This is a genomic window from Halovenus rubra (genome assembly GCF_026586665.1).
Lineage (GTDB): Archaea > Halobacteriota > Halobacteria > Halobacteriales > Haloarculaceae > Halovenus > Halovenus rubra.
Genome location: NZ_JAODIY010000004.1, coordinates 312,447 through 332,157, shown reverse-complemented (window position 1 = coordinate 332,157; position 19,711 = coordinate 312,447). Strand labels below are relative to the sequence as shown.

At 54.5% G+C, this 19,711-nt stretch carries 21 protein-coding genes; 17 read left to right on the top strand and 4 right to left on the bottom strand.

Translation table 11 applies throughout. From position 1 onward, the window contains the following. Positions 1 to 163: 163 nt before the first annotated feature. The 8 genes from rpl18a to hisE all read left to right on the top strand — a co-directional run bounded on the left by rpl18a (position 164) and on the right by hisE (position 7,233). Entirely contained in the window at positions 164 to 337 is a 174-nt protein-coding gene (gene rpl18a / locus N5098_RS03990) for a 50S ribosomal protein L18Ae (RefSeq protein ID WP_267636402.1), read from the top strand. Then, complete coding sequence (pfdA, locus tag N5098_RS03985) at positions 334 to 795, top strand: prefoldin subunit alpha (RefSeq protein ID WP_267636401.1); 462 nt, start codon at positions 334 to 336, stop codon at positions 793 to 795. The genes rpl18a and pfdA overlap by 4 nt, the downstream gene beginning before the upstream one ends. Positions 796 to 804: 9 nt before the next feature. Beyond that, on the top strand, positions 805 to 1,995 hold the full coding sequence (ftsY, locus tag N5098_RS03980) for a signal recognition particle-docking protein FtsY (RefSeq protein WP_267636400.1): 1,191 nt from the start codon (positions 805 to 807) through the stop codon (positions 1,993 to 1,995). A gap of 63 nt (positions 1,996 to 2,058) precedes the next feature. Beyond that, entirely contained in the window at positions 2,059 to 3,270 is a 1,212-nt protein-coding gene (aroC, locus tag N5098_RS03975; RefSeq protein ID WP_267636399.1) for a chorismate synthase, read from the top strand. A 101-nt stretch (positions 3,271 to 3,371) separates the two neighbouring features. Further along, positions 3,372 to 5,033 (top strand): halocyanin domain-containing protein, encoded by a 1,662-nt coding sequence (locus N5098_RS03970; protein ID WP_267636398.1) that lies wholly within the window; start codon positions 3,372 to 3,374, stop codon positions 5,031 to 5,033. A 101-nt stretch (positions 5,034 to 5,134) separates the two neighbouring features. Then, positions 5,135 to 5,965, top strand: coding sequence for a proline dehydrogenase family protein (locus tag N5098_RS03965; RefSeq protein ID WP_267636397.1), 831 nt, complete (start codon positions 5,135 to 5,137; stop codon positions 5,963 to 5,965). Positions 5,966 to 6,269: 304 nt separating this feature from the next. Further along, complete coding sequence (pdxT, locus tag N5098_RS03960; RefSeq protein WP_267636396.1) at positions 6,270 to 6,875, top strand: pyridoxal 5'-phosphate synthase glutaminase subunit PdxT; 606 nt, start codon at positions 6,270 to 6,272, stop codon at positions 6,873 to 6,875. 64 nt (positions 6,876 to 6,939) lie between these two features. Next, complete coding sequence (gene hisE / locus N5098_RS03955; RefSeq protein ID WP_267636395.1) at positions 6,940 to 7,233, top strand: phosphoribosyl-ATP diphosphatase; 294 nt, start codon at positions 6,940 to 6,942, stop codon at positions 7,231 to 7,233. A 20-nt stretch (positions 7,234 to 7,253) separates the two neighbouring features. Here the strand turns inward: hisE and N5098_RS03950 are convergent, their stop codons facing one another. From N5098_RS03950 to N5098_RS03940, 3 genes are all read right to left on the bottom strand, one after another. After that, entirely contained in the window at positions 7,254 to 8,207 is a 954-nt protein-coding gene (locus N5098_RS03950; RefSeq protein WP_267636394.1) for an electron transfer flavoprotein subunit alpha/FixB family protein, read from the bottom strand. Beyond that, positions 8,204 to 8,983: an electron transfer flavoprotein subunit beta/FixA family protein gene (locus N5098_RS03945; protein WP_267636392.1), complete on the bottom strand. Its 780-nt coding sequence runs from the start codon at positions 8,981 to 8,983 to the stop codon at positions 8,204 to 8,206. The genes N5098_RS03950 and N5098_RS03945 overlap by 4 nt, the downstream gene beginning before the upstream one ends. Before the next feature lie 158 nt (positions 8,984 to 9,141). Then, positions 9,142 to 10,359, bottom strand: coding sequence for a helix-turn-helix transcriptional regulator (locus N5098_RS03940; RefSeq protein ID WP_267636391.1), 1,218 nt, complete (start codon positions 10,357 to 10,359; stop codon positions 9,142 to 9,144). 197 nt (positions 10,360 to 10,556) lie between these two features. Between N5098_RS03940 and N5098_RS03935 the strand changes: the two genes are divergently transcribed. After that, positions 10,557 to 11,756 carry a DUF7094 domain-containing protein gene (locus tag N5098_RS03935; RefSeq protein WP_267636390.1) on the top strand — a complete coding sequence of 400 codons (1,200 nt, stop codon included), beginning with the start codon at positions 10,557 to 10,559 and terminating at the stop codon, positions 11,754 to 11,756. A gap of 77 nt (positions 11,757 to 11,833) precedes the next feature. Beyond that, positions 11,834 to 12,292 (top strand): archaellin/type IV pilin N-terminal domain-containing protein, encoded by a 459-nt coding sequence (locus tag N5098_RS03930; protein WP_267636389.1) that lies wholly within the window; start codon positions 11,834 to 11,836, stop codon positions 12,290 to 12,292. Between the two features lie 90 nt (positions 12,293 to 12,382). Here the strand turns inward: N5098_RS03930 and N5098_RS03925 are convergent, their stop codons facing one another. Continuing rightward, the gene (locus tag N5098_RS03925) at positions 12,383 to 13,012 is read right to left on the bottom strand and encodes a methyltransferase domain-containing protein (RefSeq protein WP_267636388.1); all 630 of its coding nucleotides are present in this window, start codon (positions 13,010 to 13,012) and stop codon (positions 12,383 to 12,385) included. Between the two features lie 149 nt (positions 13,013 to 13,161). Between N5098_RS03925 and ahaH the strand changes: the two genes are divergently transcribed. The 7 genes from ahaH to N5098_RS03890 are packed head-to-tail and all read left to right on the top strand — an operon-like array spanning position 13,162 to position 19,709. Then, on the top strand, positions 13,162 to 13,494 hold the full coding sequence (ahaH, locus tag N5098_RS03920) for an ATP synthase archaeal subunit H (RefSeq protein WP_267636387.1): 333 nt from the start codon (positions 13,162 to 13,164) through the stop codon (positions 13,492 to 13,494). Further along, positions 13,481 to 15,661 (top strand): V-type ATP synthase subunit I, encoded by a 2,181-nt coding sequence (locus N5098_RS03915; RefSeq protein ID WP_267636386.1) that lies wholly within the window; start codon positions 13,481 to 13,483, stop codon positions 15,659 to 15,661. The genes ahaH and N5098_RS03915 overlap by 14 nt, the downstream gene beginning before the upstream one ends. An 11-nt stretch (positions 15,662 to 15,672) precedes the next feature. Then, on the top strand, positions 15,673 to 15,936 hold the full coding sequence (locus N5098_RS03910; protein WP_267636385.1) for an ATP synthase subunit C-like protein: 264 nt from the start codon (positions 15,673 to 15,675) through the stop codon (positions 15,934 to 15,936). Positions 15,937 to 15,957: 21 nt separating this feature from the next. Beyond that, complete coding sequence (locus N5098_RS03905) at positions 15,958 to 16,539, top strand: V-type ATP synthase subunit E (protein ID WP_267636384.1); 582 nt, start codon at positions 15,958 to 15,960, stop codon at positions 16,537 to 16,539. Beyond that, on the top strand, positions 16,536 to 17,597 hold the full coding sequence (locus N5098_RS03900) for a V-type ATP synthase subunit C (protein WP_267636383.1): 1,062 nt from the start codon (positions 16,536 to 16,538) through the stop codon (positions 17,595 to 17,597). The genes N5098_RS03905 and N5098_RS03900 overlap by 4 nt, the downstream gene beginning before the upstream one ends. After that, positions 17,594 to 17,929: a V-type ATP synthase subunit F gene (locus N5098_RS03895; protein WP_267636382.1), complete on the top strand. Its 336-nt coding sequence runs from the start codon at positions 17,594 to 17,596 to the stop codon at positions 17,927 to 17,929. Before N5098_RS03900 ends, N5098_RS03895 begins: the two co-directional genes overlap by 4 nt. A 1-nt stretch (position 17,930) precedes the next feature. Next, positions 17,931 to 19,709 (top strand): ATP synthase subunit A, encoded by a 1,779-nt coding sequence (locus N5098_RS03890; RefSeq protein WP_267636381.1) that lies wholly within the window; start codon positions 17,931 to 17,933, stop codon positions 19,707 to 19,709. Positions 19,710 to 19,711: the final 2 nt, after the last annotated feature.

The window sequence follows — 19,711 nt, the reverse complement described above, 5'->3', positions numbered from 1 at the left end:
CCCACAGCCGGCCAGCCGGTCGCCGCCGCTTAGATGTGGCCGGGCGACCTGGAGACCCTGTTCAACAGTGATTGCTGTTTTGGAGTGTGGGATATATGTATTGCGGTCACCGGCGGGCATTCAAGTAGCAAGATTCTTCCGGCTACGTATCGGACCAGAGAGTATGAGTGAATACACGGTCAGTGGGCGCTGGCAGGCCCGCGATGGCTGGCAGACTTTCGAGAAGGAACTTAACGCCGAGAACGAAGACGTCGCGGTCGAGCACGTCTACGCAGAGTTCGGCTCGAAACACGGCCTCAAACGCCCACAGGTCGAAGTCGAAGAGGTGGCACAATGAGCCTCGGTGGTGGCGGTGGCGGCGGTGGCGGCGGCCAGCTTCAAGAAATCGCACAGGCAATCGAAGAAATCGAGCAGGAGCAGGAAGTTATCCAGAATGAGATTTCCGACCTGCAGACCGAAAAAGGTGAAGTCGACGATGCTATCGAGGCAATCGAAGGCCTAGAGTCCGGCTCGACGGTGAAGGTACCCCTTGGCGGTGGCGCATTCGTCAGCGCAGAGATCGCGAACATCGACGAGATTATCGTTGACCTTGGTGCAGATTACTCCGCACAGCGCGACAGCGAAGGCGCAATCAGCTCGCTTGAGTCGAAAAAAGAGACTCTCGACGACCGTATCGAAGAGCTTCGGTCCGACATCTCCGAGCTAGAAAGCGAAGCTGATCAGCTTGAACAGCAAGCCCAGCAGATGCAACAACAACAGATGCAGCAGATGCAGCAACAGCAGCCCGACGAATAAGCTGTCGCCATGTTTGACGGACTCAAAAACAAACTGAGTAGTTTCACTGAAGACGCTGAGGATGATGTCGAGGCTGAGAGCGCGGCTGAAACCGAAGGTGAGAGCAATGCGGAGGCCGAAGACGAGGAACTCGGCGAGGACGACGCAGTCGAGTCCCAGACAGACGCAACTGAACAGCCTCCCGAACAACAAGAGCCAGACACCACGACCGAAGTGACAGAATCGGACGAGACAGAGCCAGAAGAATCCGATGTCAAATCCGAGGCCGATTCGAAGGACGAACAAAAAGAGTCGTCTGACGACGACGGTGGCCGTGGCCTAGGGCAGCGCGCAAAGCTACTGGCGACCGGGAAGACGGTCATCGACGAGAGTGATCTCGACTCACACCTCGAAGAGTTAGAGTTTGCACTGCTGGGCAGCGATGTTGAGATGGAAGTTGCTCAAGAGATTCTGGATGGCGTAAAAGAGAACCTCGTTGGGGATACCCGACGACGACTCTCTAGTACCGGGAACATGGTCCAAGATGCGCTAAGAGAGTCACTGTACGATGTCATCAGTGTCGGGCAGTTCAATTTCAACGAGCGCGTCCAGTCAGCCGACAAGCCAGTCGTTATCATCTTTACCGGTGTAAACGGTGTCGGAAAGACGACCACGATTGCGAAACTGTCGCAGTACTTTGAGGAGCAGGGGCTCTCATCTGTGCTGGCTAACGGAGATACGTTCCGGGCCGGCGCGAACGAGCAACTCGAACAGCACGCCGATAATCTTGACAAGAGAATTATTTCTCACGAGCAAGGGTCTGACCCCGCAGCAGTCATTTACGATGCAGTCGAGTACGCGAAGGCAAATGACGTGGATGTAGTGCTTGGCGACACAGCAGGCCGTCTCCACACCAACGAGGGACTGATGGACCAACTAGAGAAAATAGACCGCGTCATCGACCCTGATATGACGCTGTTCGTCGATGAAGCGGTAGCCGGGCAGGATGCCGTCAACCGCGCGAGAGAGTTCGATGACGCCGCGTCGGTTGATGGGAGCATCCTTACGAAAGCAGACGCCGACCAGCAAGGCGGTGCAGCTATCTCTGTTGCATACGTGACCGGTAAACCAATCCTCTTCCTCGGAACAGGACAAGACTACGACGATATCGACCGATTTGAGCCCGACGTTATTGTGGACGAACTGCTTGGTGAAGAGTAAAAACAGTAGTGGGCTTTTCCGCGGACGTGATATTTTAAAGCGAGCGTTCCCGAATATCAGCAAATGAACGGGAACAGCTTTGGTCGACTCTTCGAAGTAACGACGTACGGGGAGTCACACGGGGAGGCGATGGGCTGTACAGTATCCGGTTGTCCAGCAGGCGTCGAACTTGACGCAGATGCTATCCAAGCGGAACTCGATAGGCGAAAACCGGGGCAATCGATGATAACGACCTCGCGGGGGGAACCTGACAAAGTAACGATAAACTCCGGTCTACAAGACGGTTATACGACAGGGACGCCACTCGGGATGGTTATTCAAAACAAGGATGCTCGGTCGGGCAAGTACAAGCCCTTCGTTACGGCACCCCGGCCTTCACATGGCGATTTTACCTATTCAGCAAAGTTTGGAACACGTAACTGGGGCGGTGGTGGTCGCTCTTCGGCGCGGGAGACTGCCAATTGGGTTGCAGCAGGTGCTGTGGCAAAACAGGTACTCGACCAAAGTGAGTACGATGTGACAGTCAAAGCACACGTGAGCCAGGTTGGAGACATCAAGGCACCGGAAGTTAGCTTTGAGGAGATGCGTGAACACACTGAAGACAACGAGGTTCGGTGTGCCCATCCAGAGACAGCAGAAAAGATGCGCGAGCGAATCGACGAATACCAGGAAAATGGCGACTCCATCGGTGGCGCAGTCTACTTTGAGTGTCGTGGTGTCCCGCGGGGTCTGGGCGCACCACGGTTTGACTCGTTTCCAGCCCGGCTTGGGCAGGCACTCTTTTCGATTCCGGCGACCAGTGGGTTCCAGTTTGGTGTTGGCCGGGACACCCGAACGATGCGAGGAAGCGAGCGAAACGAAGATTGGGAGCTCGACGATGGCGAGTCACACCCTGAGACAGTCAGCGAGGAAGGCGACCCGGTACCCGAAGGGAACGACCACGGAGGACTACAAGGCGGAATTACGACGGGCGAACCGATATACGGCGAAGCGACCTGGCACGCACCGACGAGTATTCCCAAACAACAGACGACCGTGAACTGGGAAACCGGCAAACAGGAGGACATACAGGTTGTGGGGCGTCACGACCCGGTGCTGATGCCGCGCGCAGTTCCAGTAGTCGAGGCAATGCTTCGGCTTGTCATTCTTGATTTCATGTTGTTGAGCGGGCGAATCAATCCTGATAGACTCGACGGTCAGGTAGGGGAGTACGATACCGAGTATCACCCCTCAAACCCACAGCGCGATTCGTCGGTCGACCAGGCAGAAAAATAAGCAGGAACTAGCTTCCCAGGCCGGCAGACACCATTCTCATATCGCGAGGAAAACCGAAGCATTCAATCGGACCCCACAGTAATCTCGGAATGACCAGATAAATGACGGACTTTGATAGAGACAGACGAAAAATACTGAAAGCGGGCGCCGCAGGATTATCACTCGGCCTCGCAGGCTGTATCGGTCCATTTGCAGATACACAAGGAGTGCCCGGGACGACAGACCCGAGCGAAGAAAGCGAATCCAATGGCGAAGGGGATGACGGCGGGACTGACCCCGCCACCATGGTCGATGAGTACCTCACTGAGAATAGTGCTAACGGGTACGATGGATCGATCAAAGACATGACCGGACAGGATTCGATTACTATCGAAAATGGGGCTAATGAACCGGAATACGAGTTTGGCCCTGCCGCTGTCCGCGTTGATGTTGGGACAGAGATTACGTGGGAGTGGGCGTCAGACGGTCACAGTGTGAGAGCAGTCGAAGGCGGGGACTTCGACTCCGGTATCGAGAACGAAGGGTTCACGTGGAGCAACACGTTCGAGGAGTCCGGTGTTGTGCTCTATGAATGTCAGCCACACGCAGCAGTCGGGCAGATAGGAGCAATTATTGTCGGAGACGGTGGCAGTGGTGGTGGTGGTGGGAGCAACGGAGCTAAAAGTCAGGTTGATGAGTACCTCGCAGACGCTAACGGGTACGACGGCTCCATCAAAGATATGACTGGTCAGGGGTCAATTACTATCGAAAACGGGGCTAATGAACCGAATTACGAGTTTGGCCCTGCCGCTGTCCGCGTTGATGTTGGGACAGAGATTACGTGGGAGTGGGCGTCAGACGGTCACAGTGTAAGAGCAGTCGAAGGCGGAGACTTCGACTCCGGTATCGAGAACGAAGGGTTCACCTGGAGTTACACCTTCGACGAGCCCGGTGTTGTGCTCTATGAATGTCAGCCACACGCAGCAGTCGGGCAACTCGGTGCAGTTGTCGTCGAGGGTGAATCTGACTCGGGTGGAGACGGTGGCGAAGCTGCAAGCCAGGTTGATGAGTACCTCGCAGACGCTAACGGGTACGACGGCTCTATCAAAGATATGACTGGTCAGGGGTCAATTACTATCGAAAACGGGGCTAATGAACCGAATTACGAGTTTGGCCCTGCCGCTGTCCGCGTTGATGTTGGGACAGAGATTACGTGGGAGTGGGCGTCAGACGGTCACAGTGTAAGAGCAGTCGAAGGCGGAGACTTCGACTCCGGTATCGAGAACGAAGGGTTCACCTGGAGTTACACCTTCGACGAGCCCGGTGTTGTGCTCTATGAATGTCAGCCACACGCAGCACTCGGGCAACTCGGTGCAGTTGTTGTCGAAGGTGAGTCTGACTCGGGTGGTGACGGGAGTGACTCGGGTGGAGACGGTGGCGAAGCTGCAAGCCGGGTTGATGAGTACCTCGCAGACGCTAACGGGTACGATGGCTCCATCAAAGATATGACCGGACAAGATTCGGTTTCTGTTGAAAACGGTGTTAATGAACCCAATTACGCCTTTGGTCCAAGTGCAATACGTGTCGATTCGGGCACTGAAGTTACCTGGGAATGGGTCTCAGCCGGGCACTCCGTCGCGGCTACCGAGGGAGCCGATTTCGACTCCGGTATCGAGGGCGAAGGGTTCACCTGGAGTTATACCTTCGAGGAGTCGGGTGTTGTCCTCTATGAATGTCAGCCACATTCGGCAGTCGGACAGCTTGGCGCGGTTATCGTCGAATAGCGAAACAACAGTTTGCGTTCACTGAAAGATTCGGTTCTCGGTCGCGGTCTGTTATTATCAAAATAGTAGGCTTCAAGTCCCGACGGTCCAGAGTCGAAACTATGATACCGCCGATTGCAAATAACTTCGTTGCCGGGGAGACACCAACAGAGGCCCTTTCCCATATTGAGGAGATTAATGATGACGACGTAGCGGGTATTCTCAACTTGCTCGGTGAACACTACGAAGACCCTGCAGACGCAGAAGGTGACACCGATGAGTACGTCAGGCTCGCCCGGATGATTGACTCACGCGATGTCAATGCCTGTATCTCGGTCAAACCCAGCCAGCTCGGTATCGATATCAGTGCCGATGTGTTCGAGAGCAATCTCGAACGAATCATCAACGCAGCAGACTGTTTCGTCTGGATTGATATGGAAGACCACACGACGACCGACACGACACTCGATGCGTACGAGCGATTTGCTCACGAGACGGACGGAAACGTCGGCGTCTGTATCCAAGCAAACCTCAAGCGTACCGGAGACGACCTCAAACGACTGGCTGACTTGCCGGGAAAGGTCAGGCTAGTCAAAGGAGCCTACGACGAGCCGGCTGAGATTGCACACAAAGACAAAGAGACCGTCGACGCCGTCTACCGCGACCTGCTCGAATATATGTTCCAAGAGTTCGAAGGTGGTATCGGCGTCGGAAGCCACGACCCAGCAATGATTGCCCACGCTCGTGAGCTTCACGACGAGTACGAGACAGATTACGAGGTGCAAATGCTGATGGGCGTCCGCGAAAGTGCACAGGTTGACCTGTCAAAAGAAGACATCAGCGTCTATCAGTATATTCCGTACGGGAGCAAGTGGTTCTCGTACTTTTACCGGCGCGTCCGTGAGCGCAAAGAGAATATTCTATTTGCTGCCCGAGCGGTCATCTCAAGCTAACGACAGAGTGGACATTCTTCTATTTCTCAGCCGTATTGTGTGGATATTCTTGCGACTATAATAGGAAATATAAGGAACAATGTTATATCTTTCAAACTATTCAGAAGCAGTATGGCACAACATAGTCCAAGTCGAGGAATGATTTACCAAAGCCCACCAGACGACAGTCGAGTCAACCACGAGCAGACCGACGACGACTGACGCGGCTTTTCCTGACTGCGCCAAAGAGAACAAGAAACAGCAACTGGAGGCAGCTTTTCAGCCAACCGCGACGTTTTTTCCCCAGGTAGCACTTAGGATGGGTATGACTGTTACAGCAGGCGTCGTTGCAGTGCAGGGTGATGTCTCAGAGCATGCCCGGGCAATCGAGCGTGCAGCAGAGACCCACGGATTCGACACGAATATCAAGGAAGTTCGTACCGCCGGTATCGTTCCGGAGTGTGACGTGTTGCTCTTGCCGGGGGGCGAGTCAACGACGATATCACGGCTTGTCCATCGCGAGGGCATTGCAGAGGAACTGATAGCACACACGGAGGCTGGTAAGCCAATCTTGGCAACCTGTGCAGGACTGATTCTCGTCAGTAGTGACTCTGGCGATGACCGTGTTGAGACAGTTGACCTCCTCGATGTAGAAGTTGAACGCAATGCGTTTGGACGGCAGCGTGATAGTTTCGAGGCACCGCTTTCGGTGGCGGGTTTGGCAGAACCGTTTCCATCTGTCTTTATTCGTGCACCCGCAATCGAACGTGTCAGTGACGATGTCGAAATACTCGCAGAGTGGGACGGACGTCCAGTCGCCGTGCGTCAGGGTCCACTCGTCGGAACCGCGTTTCACCCAGAACTGACAGCGGACTCGCGCATTCACGACCTTGCGTTCTTTGAAGACGATACCGTTCTTTCGGTACCCTGATGCTGGTCATGGTCGGCAGCCACGTAACCGACGACATAAATGACTCCCACAGCAAACACGGTACATGAACAGCGACGATGATGTTCTCGATGAACTGTTTTCGGTTATCGAGGACCGGAAAGAGAACGTACCCGACGACTCCTACACGGCCTCACTGTTCACACACGAGAAAGGCGAAAACGCAGTGCTCGAAAAGCTGGGTGAAGAAAGTACGGAACTCGTACTCGCGGCCAAAGACGGCGACGACGACGAACTCGCTCACGAGGCAGCCGACATCGTCTATCATATGCTCGTTTTGCTCGCGATGCATGATATGACTGTCGCCGACCTTCGAGAAGAACTAGCCGAACGACGATAACAGAAGCCGAGGGCGTAGCGTTACTGGAATTCTTCAGTGAGTGCTGGCACAACGTCGAAGAGGTCGTCGACAATACCGTAATCAGCGAGGTCGTAAATCGGCGCGCTGGGGTCGTTGTTAACAGCAATAATTGTCTCTGCACTTTTCATGCCAGCAACGTGCTGGACTGCACCGGAGATACCGATTGCAAGATACACCTCAGGTGTTACGGACTTCCCGGACTGACCAACTTGTCGGTCCTGTGGAAGCCAGCCGTTGTCGACAATCGGACGAGACGACGACACGGTTGCATCAAGCGCATCGGCAAGGTCAAAGATGAGATCGAGGTTGTCTTCGTCCTCGATACCACGACCGACCGATACGAGTACATCCGCTTCCGAGATGTCAACATCACCGGATCCGACTTCCTCGAACCCAGTAACGGTCGAACCAACATCTGCCTCGTCGATAGCTGCATCAAACGCATCGATAGTTGCACTACCATCGCCCTCTGCAGGTTCCCACTCACCGGGCCGGATAGTCAGAAACGCGTTGTCCTCTGCTACGGAAACACCTGCTTCGGTCTTACCGTTGTACAGTTCCCTAGTGACTGTCAGGCTATCAGCAGCGTCAAAGCCAATTGCGTCAGTAATAAGTGGGTAATCGAGTCGCTGTGCGACCGCTGGGGCGTAGTCGAGACCATTGACGGAGTGTGGTGCAACGACGTACTTGGGGTCGATATCGGTTGAGAGTTGTTCTAGTGCCTGCGTGTACACGTTGTGGTTGAAGTCGTCACCGTGTTCAACCGTATGTATCACATCGACACCGTCTCGGTTGACCGACTCGGCAAACGACTCAACGTCGCCGTTGATGACTGCTAGATGGAGGTCCCCACCTGTGGTATCAGCCAACTCGCGGCCAGCTGTAATTGTCTCAAAACTCACCTCACGGAGATCACCACGGCGGTGATCCGTGACTGCAAGAATATCACTCATGCGTCTACCCCCTTCTCGCGGAGCAGATTAGCAAGCTGTCCGGCTGAATCTTCAGCTCCTCCCTCGAAAAGCTCCACGTTGCTCTCGGTTTCAGGTTCCTCAAGCGACGTAAGCGAGAGAACAGACTCGCCGAGTTCGACACCGAGGTCTTCGGGTGCCTTCACGTCGAGCGGTTTCGATTGGGCCTGTCGGATACCCCGAAGGCTGGCATACCGTGGTTCGTTGATACCTGTCTGGATAGTCAGTACAGCAGGCAACTCAACCTCGGTTAGTTCTTCGACCCCACCTTCGAGTTCACGGTGGACGTTTGCCATGTCCCCGTCAAGTTCGAGGTTGTTGACAACAGCACCCCACTCATACCCAAGCGTCGAAGCCAGAGCAACGCCCGTCGAGGCAAAGGCCATGTCACCACTCTGGACACCTGCGAGAATGAGGTCAGGTTCTTCTTCCTCGGCCACGGCCGCGAGGAGTTCGCCTTTCGTATTGGAATCGAGCAGGTCAGACCCCTCAATGGAATCGTCCCACACGCGGACCGCGCGGTCAGCCCCCTTTGCGAGTCCTTGCCTGATTGTCTCCTCGGCTCGTTCCGGACCAATAGTGACTGTGACAACCTCCACGTCGTCGCGGGATTCGCTAATCTGGACTGCCTCCTCGATGGCGTAGTCATCCCACTCGTTGAGATCGTAAGTCAGGTACCGGTCGTCGATGCTGAGGCCGTCAATTTCGAACTCGTCGTCGGCCTCTGCGACCTCGGATACTGTCACGAGGATTTTCATACATATAGTTATCGAACCCGGTTCGGGATAAACGTTATTGGTTCGCTCGTAAACAGTGGCGGTGTTTACCACATAACACACTCGGGTGTTTTAGACACTCAAAATCTGTTCTATCTCTCTCCAGTGTGATAAAACAAACAGTGTGTTTATTTTGCGTGTTAGCTATCGCCAATTTCAGTAACGTCTTCTTCGGGGAAAGAGATGAGATTCTCACGGCCGATACGAAGTTTATCGATGCGGTCATCCTCTTCCATAGCCGAAAGGAGTTGCGAGACCTTTGCGTTTGACCAGCCGGTTTCTTTGACAATCGACGCCTGCTTCATTCGACCCCCATTCTGTTCGAGTAATCGCTCGACGCGTTCTTCGTCGCTTAATAGTTCAACATCTGGCTCGGAGTCTGTTTCCGGTTCAGAGGCAGTCTCTGGTTCAGCTGATTGGCTTGTCTCCTGGGAGCCAGGAGCAGGCTCAGAGTCATCTGTTGTCTCATCATCGCTGGTTCTCGTACCCATGAGTATTGTCTTGAGGTGGTCATGTCCCCCCATCATCACCACAACAACGACAACAACGCCCAGTAGTCCAATGGCACCCATTACAAACAGGAACGAACCGAACGACGAGCTAGAATTGTTAGGAGGAGGCACTTCAGTCGGCGAAGGAGACGGCACTGGTGTCGTAGTGTCGACTCCAGTACCAATGAGGACAGCTTGTAGTGATTCAGCGGTGAACGTAGTCGGCCCCTGCCACTTGAGGGTCCCATTTTCGGGTAACACGTTTGCATCATCGAACCCAAACCCATCTGGTGCTTTGATCAGTAGTGTCTGGTCACCAGTCAGTTGCTCGAACCACAGAGTATCTCCACTCTCGAAGATATCATCAAGCACAAGTTGGTCTCCATCGACTCGGGCGAAATTCTCCCAGGTAAATGAGAGGGTAAGCGTTCCAGACGTAAGGTCCACAGAACTAGACCGTTCTTCATTGGTAACTGTGAGATCACGATCTACTTCTCCGTTAATCAACTCGGCCGCCCGCTGAAATGTTGCGAACCCGAGGTCAGCCCCGGCCACGCTCTTGGACTCAAAATTATCGGCGAGATCTTCAAACGCTTCTCTGTCTTCGTCGGAGGTAAGTTCGAAATGCTCGACAACTTGCCAGTGAGCATCACCATTCGGTTGCAACTCGACAATAAATGTGGTATTGGATTCAACTGTCTGTGTGCTGGCTTCCTGTGCAAAAAGAGAAGATGAGGTATCAGCAGTGGTCTCACCGGCGGAGGAGAAACCAAGTACCGTTCCTGGCGCGACAGCACCAAAAATCACCAGAACAGCAACCATACTCAGACAGAGTATGGGGAGGGTACCTCGAAGCGACGTAGGCATGTAGCCGATTTTACTCCGGCGGGGGAAAACCTTTTCCATAAAACGTTAGCCTGCTGTATAAACCGTTTCAGCCGTGCTCGTGCCCGGAGAGTTTGGCTATGAGTCGAAGAGTACCGTATGTCTGAGAGAGCCTGTCCGGGGACTTTTTATATAATCACAAGAAAGAATCTTGTAGAATGTCGTTTCCCTCCAGACGAATGCTTCCACTCCTGCTCTGTCTCGGAGTCCTGATAATCGCTGGGGGCAGCGTGGTAGCGGCGGCTGGTTCCGGATCGTTGGCGTGGAGTCAAGAGCAACAGTCAAACACCTCGATAATCGCCGTGGAGAACTCCAGCAACTATCTGTCGCCGCCAGTAGAGAACGTCACACAACAGACATACAAAACAGCAACGCTAGATGTGTCCGGTGCAGTGCAGGGAGATGCACTCCGACTACAAGGCGCCCAAGAAGTACGTCGACTCGGAAACAAGCTGGCGACAACAGATGACGCCGAAGGGGACGCCATGGAGATATTGCAGCGTCTCAAGCAGAATGCCCGTACCCTCGAACAACAAAAAAGGCAACTCTACAGGGAGTACGGTACGGGCGAGATGAAGACCGAACAGCTCTTTCGGGAAATAGTCCGGCTTGGCGTCACCGCCGACCAGTACGTGCGTCTAGCAGAAACTGTCAAATCCGGAACGCCAGCGTTAGACCGTGTCTCGAGCCAGTATTCGAGTCTGATGGGCGAGTTCGCATTGTTGCCGTCGCCTATCGTCTCACACCTCGAAAGCGGGTTCACAACCGGTGGGCAGACGCCTTTGTACGTTCAGGGAGGAAATGAATCGCTCGTTTTGGCGACAGTTCAGGGCGACACGTTCCTTCGGCAAGCAACTCTGCCTGAACAGCGAAAGTACGAAATCCCGCTACAGTTTGGAGATGGCGAACGCTCCGAAGCGGACGATGCGTTCGCGCGTGCTCAGGCATTGTACCCCTGGGCCGTCAGTGACGCCGCACAGTCCGAGGTGCGCGGATTCGGCGACACCGCAGTGTACCGTCTGCAGGCGAGTCACACACACGGAGAGCTACAGACGTATGTCGATGGTGGAACCACCAACCCATTCTACGAGTTACAGGAGAAAAACCCGTTCTCGGTCCCGGTAACTGACTTCACGCAGACCACCGAAAACGGGCTACGGCTTGACGTTCAGCTAACAAATCCGACAGGCCCGATGCGAGTCGAAATTATCGAAACTGCCGACCTTGATGCACAAAATATTACACTCTCTATTGACGACGAGGAGCTTACCACGCTGTCGTCCGGCGAAGATTTCTATACTATCCAGCCGCTTGGACCGTTCGAGATTACTGCACAGACAGACGCGGGCGATCAGGTCTCGGTTCTTGTCTTCCCCTAGCTAACGTGCCCACGTGGCGTTGATGAGCATGAGACCGGTGTTACAGTTCATATACGAAAAAGAACACAGAGCCGATTATGGACCGTGCTCTCTCGCCGGTAATTGGCGTCATTACGCTCGTAGCTCTTACCCTTCTGTTGTCGATGACAGTGCTTGGGACAGTTACGATAGATGTCTCAGAGCCGCCACCTCGTGCCACGTTTACTGTCTCAGCCGACGCCACAACCGACACGGTCACGCTGTCACACCGCGGTGGAGAATCTCTCGATGTGTCCCGGATAGATATTCACGTGACTGTCGATGATCAGCCTCTTGTCTATCAACCACCAGTCCCATTTTTTGCGTCAGATGGGTTCAAAAGCGGGCCAGACGGAGCGTTTAATACTGCGAGTCCAAACAGATTGCGGACAGGACAACAGACAAGCTTCCAACTTGCCACAACGAACAGCCCACTTATTGAGCGAGGCAGTACTGTTGCAGTACAGATAGTTGTCGACAACACAATTATTTTCGACACCAAAACAACAGCAAATTGAAGTGCGCATACGGCTGAGGCTTTGGACTTTATCTTGATACTGGTATAAAACACAGGTCATGCCGGGAGCCACAGGCCAGCGCGGGGTTCCCTACGGTGAGGGGTCAGGCACGTGAGCGATTGTTGTTATCGCCCGAGGACTGTTTGAACTAGCCTGCTGTATCGTGTGTCCGAACTCCTCGAACCCAGCCTCTCGGAACATCCTGTCGGCCTCGTTCTTGTCGTAGAAGAGCATAATCGCGTCAGCCGCCTTCTGGAAGACAGTCGAGTTCGGATAGTCAGGACCGACGACAAGAACCTGACTACCTGGTTTTCCAACCCGCCGCAGTTCCCTAAGTGCAGTTACCGGATTGGGCCAGTATTCGATTGAGCCAGATGACCAGACAACGTCGAACCTGTCGTCGGCAAAGGGCAATCGTTCGGCGTCGCCAAGATGGAACTGTACCTTGCCGTGCTTGCCGAACTTTTTGAATGCCTTATCAAGTTGATGCCGGCTTTGGTCAAGTCCGTAGATGTGTTCACTCTTCTGGAGCAGCCCCTCAGTAGCGAATCCGGTACCACACCCCACATCGAGCACTTCGTCTTCTGTCCCGATATCAAGCATCTCGATAGCTTCGTCGCGCATTTCTTCGTTCCAGATGAAGGGGTTGATGCGGTCGTACACCTTCGAGAGATATCGGTAAAAGAGCCGTGCCCGCTGTTTGTTTTCGAGGATACCCATCGCTGATATGTTGGCGTCCGAGTGCAATAATCTGGCGAATCTGTGGTGTCTTTACTTGGGATATGACAGCCCCATGTGAGTCAATAGCATCCAAAATCCATTTCGCAACTACCATATAGGCTTTCTTGTTACAACCAGACGATTGAGGAATGCCCAAGCAAGAGGTGTTACGACGAATCAAGGAGTCCGAAGCAGAGGCCGACGAGATAATCGAGGAGGCCGAAGCCAAGGCCCGTGAGCGTGTCACCGAGGCGCGTGAACGAGCCGAGGAGATTCGCGAAGAGGCCAAGACAGACGCTCAAGAAGAGGCCGACGAGCGAATCGAAACGGCCCGAGAAGACATCGAAAGCGAACGAGAAGAAATTATCGCTGACGGCGAGTCAGAACGCGATGAGTTAGAGGCAGCCGCAGACGAGCAAGTCGACGAGGTGATAGAACACACGGTCGAGCTGTTCACGGAGGCGGTACATGCTCAGACCTGAGCAAATGTCGAAAGTCTCGGTGACCGGCGCAAAGTCCGTCATGGACGAGGTTATCGAGACGATGCACGATCAGAACCTGGTCCACATCACGGACTACGACGGTTCCTGGGAGGGGTTCCAGCCTGGAGACTCCCTCGAAGGAGCCGACGAAACGTCGAGCATGCTCGTCACCGTGCGGGCAATCGAGAGTACGCTCGATATCAGCGAGGACGATGCTGGCTCGACTGCCACAGTCAGCCTCGACAATGCTGAAGAGAAACTCGAAGAGATTCGAACCGAAATTAACGAGCTCGACGATAGACGCGACGAGCTTCGGGGCAGACAACGCGAGATTCAGGAACAACTTGACCAAATGGAGTTGTTCGCTGACCTCGGAATGGACCTAGACCTTCTCTGGGGGTACGACTCCCTTGCGGTCCGTGTCGGTGAAGGTGACTCAACAGCCATCGAAAGCGCACTCGCAGAGAGCGAGGACATCGACGCCTATGATGTGTTCAGTGGCACTTACAGTGTCGCTGTCTTTGCACAGGAACAGGCAGATGGGGCACTTGAAGACGCAATGGTTGGCGTGCCGTTCAGTGCCTATGACGTGCCTGAGACGACAGGTAACCCAACCACGAACGTCCAAGAACTCAAACACGAGTACGAGGAAGTCCAGACGAAGCTCGAACGGACCGAAGCTGAGCTTGAAGAGATGAAAGTTGAGCACGCGGGCTTCTTGCTCGCGCTCGAGGAAAAGCTCTCTATCGAGGCTCAAAAGTACGAGGCACCGCTTAGGTTCGCCACGACAGAGCGTTCGTTCATCGTCGAAGGATGGGTGCCAACCGAGAAATACGTGGCATTCACCGAGGAACTTGACCAACAAGTCGGCGGACGCCTCGAAATCAAAGAGATCGAACGGGCACGGTATACCAACAGCCCTCATGACGGTCATCACAGTGAGGAGACAGAGCCACAGGATGCTGATACCGGCACTGAGGTTGCAACCGATGGCGGTACCGACAGCGGGGTTGTTACTGTCAAAGACAATCCCCCTGTCATCCAGCAAAATCCAAACATCATTGGGCCGTTCGAACTACTAGTAAAGGCCGTCAACCGGCCGAAATACTCGGAGCTCGACCCAACGATTGCGATGTTCCTTACGTTCCCACTGTTTTTCGGCTTCATGATCGGAGACGTGGGATACGGACTGCTCTACGTGACACTTGGCTACGGAGTAGTCAGCAAAGTCGAGTCAAAGGGACTTGTTGACTTCGGGAAGATCGTCATGTGGCTTGGCGTCTTCACTATGGCCTTTGGCGTCCTGTATGGTGAGATACTCGGATTACACTTCTTTGAGTGGTTCGGCGCGCATCCGCCACTCGAAAAGGGTATTTCCGACACAATGTGGGCCAAAGCGTGGCTAGTCGTTGCAGTCATCGCTGGCTGGATCCATCTTAACATCGGCTACATCTTCAACTTCGTTGAGGAGTTCCAACTGCACGGGGCGAAGGCAGCAGTCGTCGAAGTTGGCTCGTGGCTGTTGATGCTGAATGGCCTCTGGGTGTTCATCTTCAGCACCCTGTTTAACGGAAGCAAGCCATCGTTCCTTATCGGCACTAACGCAGCGCTCAACGGGAACCCATTCGGACTGGGCTTCACTGGCTTCCCCGAAATTGCAGGGATGCTCGGGCTTCTTGCCTTCGTGGCCGGTCTCGGGATACTGATTACCGGCCCGTGGTTCGAAGCGTTCGAGTTCCTTGCACCGCTTGCCCATACGCTGTCGTACACCCGACTAACGGCGGTACTGCTGGCAAAGGCCGGAATGGCTCTTGCCGTGAATCTGCTGTACTGGGGTGCGTACAGAGACGAAGAAGGCTTCCACTACATGTACGAGTATAAGCCAGGGTACGAGCCACACGGTGAAGAGGCGGAACTCGTCTTTGGCGGAATAGCCAATATGGGGTCGGAGTTTGCACTCGGGCCCCTCAGCCTCGGTCTCGAAGGTGCAATACTCGGATTACCAGTCCTGATTGTTGGACACATAGTTGTCTTGGCAGTCGGTGGCACAGCGGCGATACAGGCTATCAGGCTGGAATACTTCGAGTTCTTTGAGAAGTTTTATGAAGGCGGTGGAAAGAACTACCAACCGTTCGGATACGACAGAAGCTACACTACTGACAACTAACATCAAAAACCATGTTCGAAGCACTACCTGAACTGACGAATGCTGTACTGACGGCAGATGCGTCGTCTGCATCACCTGCACTGACCAAAGAAGCCGCAGCCGCCATCGCAGTTGGTCTGGCTGCAATTGCAACAGGATATGCACAGCGAGGGATAGGGTCCGCCGCAGTGGGTGCCGTCGCCGAGGACAGCGACAACCTAGTTTCGGGCCTGATTTTCACTGCGATTCCGGAGACGCTCATCATTATCGCGTTCGTCACCATCTTCGTGGTGTAACGTAACCCCACTACCCAACCTATGACTCTGGATACCGTCGTCGAAGACATTAGAGAGCAAGCCCGCGCGCGTGCGGAAGAGATCCGCGAAGAGGCAGAAGCCGAAGCCGATGAGATCATCGACAAAGCTGAAGCCGACGCGGATGAGATTCGCGCGGACATTCTGGCTGATGCGGAGAGCCAGATAGAACAGGAGCGCGAACAACGCATGTCCAGTGCCAAGCTGGAAGCCAAACAGAGCCGTCTCGAAGCCCGTCGTGATGTTCTCCAGTCGGTTCGTGCCGATGTCGAAGAGGAGATTGCGACGCTTGAAGACGACAAGCGCGAGGAGCTGACCCAGGCGTTGCTGGATGCGGCCGCCGCCGAGGTCGACGACGGTGCGGCTGTCGACGTCTACGGGACGGCCGATGACCAAGACCTACTGGAATCGCTTCTCGAGGAGTACGATGGCTTCGAGTATGCGGGCGAATACGACTGTCTCGGTGGTGTCGTCGTTGAAAGTAATGAGTCGCGTGTTCGTGTCAAGAACACGTTTGACTCGATTCTCGAGGAGGTTTGGGAGAACAACCTCCGCGAGATAAGCGATACGCTCTTCGAGCAATGAGCCAGGCTGGAACCTCAAATCCGGAGTACGTCAACTCTCGCGTGAGGGCGCGCCGAGCGGCGCTTTTCAACGAAGAAGACTATCGTAAACTCGTCCGGATGGGGACTGGTGAAATCGCTCGCTACATGGAAGAAACCGAGTACGAAGCGGAGATGAACTCGCTCGGTTCCCGCCACAAGGGCGTTGACCTCATCGAATACACGCTCAACGAGAATCTGGCGAAGCATTTCGACCAGTTGCTCGACTGGGCAGAAGGAACGCTGTACACGCAGATTGCGAACTACCTCCGGAAATTTGACGCCTGGAACGCCAAAACGGCAATCCGTGGTGTCTATTCCGGGGCAGACACAGACGAGATTTCGACGGACTTCATCCGTGCTGGCGAGTTCGGTGATACAGTACTCGACCAGATGGCAGCCGCAGGTTCCGTCGAAGAAGTTGTCGAGTTGCTCACAGGGACGTTCTTCGAGGAGGGACTCGAAGCTGCCTACGAGGAGTTCGACGAGCAGGGAGTGCTTGTGCCCCTAGAGAACGCTATCGATAAGACGTTCTACGAGAACCTGCTGGACGGAATCAACACGACGATAGTCGACCGGAACACGCCAGACGGACTCTACTTGGACGTGCTCCAGGCAGAAATTGACTTCCGGAACATCCGTAACGCACTCAGACTGTCGAGAACTGGGACGGATCTCAACCCGGATGAGTACTACATCGAAGGTGGAAAGTTGTTCGAGGAAGGACAGCTCCGCCAACTCGTAGGTAACTTCGAGGAATTTGTCGACTACATTCGTGAAAGCACATATGGTGATGAGCTTTCGAGTGCGCTGTCTGACCTAAATGAGGCAGAAAGTCTCATTCAGTTCGAACACGCACTGGACTCGGCACTGCTGGAGTACTCGGATGCGCTTTCGTATACCTATCCAGTCTCCATTTGCTCTGCACTCTCGTACATCCTCGCCAAGGAGCGCGAAATAGAGAATATTCGGGCAATCGCCCGCGGCCGAGAGGTCGGTCTCACGGTCGAAGAGGTTGAAGAGGAACTGGTGGTAACATGAGTGCAGGAAGTCAAGAAATCGCAGTCGTCGGAAGCCCGGAGTTTACAACGGGATTCCGGCTGGCTGGCGTACGAAAGTTCGAGAACGTGCCCGACGAAGAGAAAGACGACGCACTTGACGATGCTGTATCCGAGACGATGGAGGATGACAACATTGGCATCGTCGTGATGCACGATGACGACCTCGAACACCTCTCACGGGACGTGCGCGAGGCCGTCGAGACAAGCGTTGAACCCGTCGTCGTCACGCTCGGAGGCGGCACAGGCAGCGGCAATCTGCGTGAGCAGATAAAACGAGCAATCGGTATCGATCTGATGGAGGACGAAGACTAACATGAGTCAAGCAACAGAATCCGACGTCCGTGAAGACGGCGTCATCGAGAGCGTAAGCGGCCCCGTCGTGACTGCGGTCGACCTCGACGCGCGGATGAACGACGTTGTCTACGTCGGTCACGAGGGGCTGATGGGCGAAGTTATCGAAATCGAAGGGAACATTACGACAATCCAGGTGTACGAGGAAACATCGGGTGTATCGCCGGGTCAGCCGGTCGAGTCGACAGGTGCGCCCCTGTCAGTCGACCTTGGACCAGGTGTGCTGGATACGATTTACGACGGTGTCCAGCGCCCGCTGGATGTCCTCGAAGACAAGATGGACTCGGCGTTTCTCGACCGCGGTGTCGACTCGCCGGGTATCGACCTGGAAAAAAGTTGGGAGTTCACGCCTGAACTCGAAGAAGGAGACGAGGTAACACGTGGAGAGGTTATCGGTATCGTTCCCGAAACCGAGAGTATCGACCACAAAGTGATGGTGCCACCTGACGCTCTCGAGGAGGGTGAGACGGCAGAAATCGTCTCAATCGAGAGCGGTAATTTCACCGTTGAGCAACCAGTTGCAGAGCTCGACACCGGCGAAGAGATTTCGATGCGCCAGGAGTGGCCGGTCCGCAAACAGCGCCCGGCTGCTGAAAAGTATACGCCAAAAAAGCCACTCGTGAGTGGCCAGCGTATCCTCGATGGACTCTTCCCGATTGCTAAAGGCGGAACGGCTGCTATTCCGGGGCCGTTTGGCTCTGGAAAAACGGTTGCACAGCAGTCGCTTGCGAAGTTCGCAGATGCCGACATCGTTGTCTACATTGGCTGTGGCGAACGTGGCAACGAGATGACCGAGGTCATCGACGACTTCCCGGAACTCCCAGACCCACAGACAGGGAACCCACTGATGGCCCGTACCTGTCTAATCGCAAACACGTCGAATATGCCCGTTGCGGCTCGCGAGTCTTGTATCTATACGGGAATCACCATCGCGGAGTACTACCGTGATATGGGATACGACGTGGCGCTAATGGCAGACTCCACCTCTCGGTGGGCAGAAGCCATGCGTGAGATCTCTTCGCGGCTTGAAGAGATGCCAGGTGAGGAAGGGTATCCCGCATACCTCGCAGCTCGGCTCGCCGAGTTCTACGAGCGGGCGGGTTACTATCAGACAATCAATGGTAAAGAGGGGTCGGTGACGGCAATCGGTGCTGTCTCGCCGCCAGGTGGTGACTTCTCAGAGCCAGTCACGCAGAATACACTGCGTATTGTCAAAGCCTTCTGGGCTCTTGACTCAGACCTTGCAGAGCGTCGCCACTTCCCGGCTATTAATTGGAACGACTCCTACTCGCTGTACCGAGATCAGCTTGACGAGTGGTTCGAGAGTAACGTTGACCAAGAATGGTCAAGTCAGCGCCAGTGGGCAATCGACGTGCTTGACGAGGAAAGCGAGCTACAGGAGATTGTTCAACTGGTCGGGAAAGATGCACTCCCAGACGACCAGCAGCTTACGCTGGAAGTTGCGCGTTACCTCCGTGAAGCGTGGCTCCAACAGAACGCGCTACACGGTGTCGACCGCTACTCGCCGCCAGAAAAGACCTTCCGAATTCTTCAAGGAATCAAGACGTTCAACGATGAGGCCTTCGAGGCTCTTGAGGCGGGCGTTCCGGTCGACGAGATACAAAACATCGACGCGACGCCACAGCTGAACCGTATTGGCACGACGCCCGACGACGAGGCAGACGAATTTGTCTCCGGAATTGAGGAAGACATCACCGAGCAACTCCGGGAGCTGTACTAACA